General features: G+C 37.4%; 5 protein-coding genes. 4 read left to right on the top strand and 1 reads right to left on the bottom strand.

Annotated elements, in window-relative coordinates; genetic code table 11:
- Positions 1-310 precede the first annotated feature (310 nt).
- Complete coding sequence (locus tag ACW2QF_RS14865) at positions 311-649, bottom strand: winged helix-turn-helix transcriptional regulator (protein ID WP_455716795.1); 339 nt, start codon at positions 647-649, stop codon at positions 311-313.
- Between the two features lie 296 nt (positions 650-945).
- Here ACW2QF_RS14865 and ACW2QF_RS14860 point away from each other — a divergent pair, with 296 nt between their 5' ends.
- From ACW2QF_RS14860 to ACW2QF_RS14845, 4 genes are read left to right on the top strand one after another with little or no spacing between them, the layout of a single operon-like run.
- Complete coding sequence (locus tag ACW2QF_RS14860; protein ID WP_455716794.1) at positions 946-1374, top strand: flavodoxin family protein; 429 nt, start codon at positions 946-948, stop codon at positions 1372-1374.
- Positions 1371-1568 carry a hypothetical protein gene (locus tag ACW2QF_RS14855; protein WP_455716793.1) on the top strand — a complete coding sequence of 66 codons (198 nt, stop codon included), beginning with the start codon at positions 1371-1373 and terminating at the stop codon, positions 1566-1568. Before ACW2QF_RS14860 ends, ACW2QF_RS14855 begins: the two co-directional genes overlap by 4 nt.
- Before the next feature lie 13 nt (positions 1569-1581).
- A complete protein-coding gene (locus ACW2QF_RS14850) occupies positions 1582-2013 on the top strand; it encodes a hypothetical protein (RefSeq protein ID WP_455716792.1) in 432 nt (143 codons plus the stop codon).
- Positions 1979-2551, top strand: a complete 573-nt coding sequence (locus ACW2QF_RS14845; protein ID WP_455716791.1) for a flavodoxin family protein — start codon at positions 1979-1981, stop codon at positions 2549-2551. The genes ACW2QF_RS14850 and ACW2QF_RS14845 overlap by 35 nt, the downstream gene beginning before the upstream one ends.
- The last annotated feature ends 150 nt before the right edge of the window (positions 2552-2701 follow it).

Raw genomic sequence — 2701 nt, 5'->3', positions numbered from 1 at the left:
ATTTGTATGTCCCTTTTTATATATTTAAATTAATAATGATAGGAATAAGCATTACGGATATTTTGGAATAAAGTAAAAGAGAGGTTCCCTTTTCACTTTCTTTACCTTGGTTGAATAACCGTGTAAGAACGCTTCGGCAGTTCGTATTGAGTCATCTCATAAGTAAGTATTACAAATTTCAGTTTATCGGTGTTTCTAAATATAATAATATTTGAATACATATACTAAAACTACTAACTATCAATATTTGAAGTTCCTAATATCATATACAGGTCGATACAATGTTATAAGTGGTATGCCCTCATTTACTTTATGATTTTTCTGTGCAGTTAATTCCATTTGCTTCCTGAACCGCATGTCCCCATTCGCTTAATAAATGTACAGCTGGATGAAGCTGTTGCCCAAGTTCCGTCAATGAGTATTCCACTCTTGGCGGAATTTCTTCGTATTGCTTTCTTTCTACTATCTTATATTTCTCAAATTCTCTCAGGCACTGGGCTAGCATATTATTGGAGATTCCTGGTAACATGCGGCGCAGATCATTAAATCGTATCTTTTTTGCCTGGCACAGACAGATCAAAATTTTTAAAGACCACTTTCCAGACAATAAATCAATGGCAATGCTCATATTTGGTGTACATGGTTGCATAGTTTAAGTCCTCCGTTTGTTATGTAACTATTCACGCCTATTCTACAACACATTCGTAAAACTCGCCTTACGGGTTCAGCTGTCACTTTGTTGTAAATAGTTACTAGGTTAGAAAAAATTAACCTAGTTAAAAATTATTGCGTACTTGTCAACGATTACTAATTGTATTAATCTTACCACAAGAACAAGAAAAGTAAAGAGGAAATGTTAGCAAAACTAGATCAAGTGATTACAGAGATGGAGCAGTCCGGATTTACAAAAAGATATGACAGAGATGGAAGAATGTAGGAGGCAATATGAAAGTAGTAGCAATTAATGGAAGTCCAAAAAGTAACGGTAATACATCAATCGTATTAAAGCATATGCAGGAAGAATTTGAAGCACAGGGAATTGAAATGGAGATCATCCATGTTGGTAATAAAGCAATCCATGGATGCATCGCCTGTGGTAAATGTTATACAGCTCCAAATCATGAATGTATTTTTAAGGATGATCTTGTGAATCAAGTAGCGCAGAAAATGAGAGAGGCAGATGGAATTGTTTTAGGATCACCAGTATATTTCAGTGGAATAGCCGGTACCATGAAATCATTCCTTGATCGCGTATTCTATACAAGCGCTCCGTATTTTAAGAACAAGGTTGGAGCTGCATTTATTACAGCAAGAAGAACGGGAGGCTCAGATACCTTCCATCAGCTTTGTAATTATCTGATCATGCAGGAATGATCATTCCACCATATCAGTATTGGGGAACAACATATGGTCGTCTTCCAGGGGAAGTACAAGAGGATAAGGAAGGAATCCAAACGATGGTTCATGCAGCGAGAGATATGGCATGGCTTATGAAAGTTTTAGAGTATGGTAAGGATATTCCTAGACCTAATAGAGATCCAAGGGAAATCACTAGCTTTGTGCGATAGGAGGTGTCTGTAAATGCACTACGCAAATGGAATTAATAGACCTCCATATGAGGCAAACGATGCAATTTTACAGGTAACAAGTGGGTGTTCCCACAACAAATGTGAGTTCTGCACTTATTATAGAGACTGTGGATTTTCTGTATCTCCAATCGAAGAGGTAAAAGAGGATTTGGAAGAACTCCGTGATAGTGGAATAAAATATGAGAGAGCATTTCTACAAGGCGGAGATGCCTTTGTGCTTTCTTATGAAAAGCTTATGGAGATTGCAATATTGATTCATGAATATCTGCCAAGTGTGCAGTCCATTGGTAGCTACGCAAGAATCACAAGCATGAATAATAAAACTGGTACACCGCTTTATGCAAAGATGCAAAAAGGCGAGTTTGTAGAGGCAAATAAGGCGGTGCAATATGAAAAAAGTAATTATGATCAATGGAAGTCCTAGACCAAATGGTGGTACGAGTACTGCATTTGCTGCATTAAGACAAGGAATGGAAGAAGCTGGTGTACAAGTAAAGGAATATCAGTTGAATCAGTTGACATTTAAGGGATGTCAGGGCTGTATGGGATGTAAAGGGTCCGAAGGCTGCGTTATTAAGGATGAGCTGACACCGATATTAGAAGAACTAAAAGATGCTGACGGTTTGGTGCTTGGTTCTCCAATCTATATGTTTGCAGTCTCTGGTCAGACATCGCTTTTTATCAATAGGTTGTATTCTCTGATCGATGGAGGATATCAACCATATGCTGGAAAAGCGAGAAAGCTTATGACCGTATATTCGATGGGAAGTCCATCTGCAGGGTATGCAACCACGGAGCAGAATCGCGTCTGTCAAGCAATGGATATGCTTGGTTTTAAGGAAGCGGATCGGATTCAGATGACTGGTATCTTTCCAGGACAGATAGCATGTCAGTTAACGGAGAAAGAATTTACAAAATTACAAGAACGGGGCAAGAAATTTGTGAAGAAAGAATCTTTATAGGATAAAACAAAAAGGCAGAGTGGTATTATACTCAGCCTTTTTGCTTTATCAGTAGCAGGAAGATGCAACTACGCTAGTAATTTACCTAAGATCAGATGTTATCATTTATAATCAAATTTTAATAAAAATATGTATAAAAAGGAATAAAAT

The sequence above is a fragment of the Anaerosporobacter sp. genome (assembly GCF_965301125.1).
This window is presented reverse-complemented; position numbering and strand designations above follow the sequence as displayed.

Excerpts from the sequence above, each read along its gene's own strand:
- ACW2QF_RS14865 (WP_455716795.1), bottom strand. The coding sequence starts at position 649 with ATGCAACCATGTACACCAAATATGAGCATTGCCATTGATTTATTGTCT.
- ACW2QF_RS14850 (WP_455716792.1), top strand. The coding sequence starts at position 1,582 with ATGCACTACGCAAATGGAATTAATAGACCTCCATATGAGGCAAACGAT.
- ACW2QF_RS14845 (WP_455716791.1), top strand. The coding sequence starts at position 1,979 with ATGAAAAAAGTAATTATGATCAATGGAAGTCCTAGACCAAATGGTGGT.
- ACW2QF_RS14860 (WP_455716794.1), top strand. The coding sequence starts at position 946 with ATGAAAGTAGTAGCAATTAATGGAAGTCCAAAAAGTAACGGTAATACA.
- ACW2QF_RS14855 (WP_455716793.1), top strand. The coding sequence starts at position 1,371 with ATGATCATTCCACCATATCAGTATTGGGGAACAACATATGGTCGTCTT.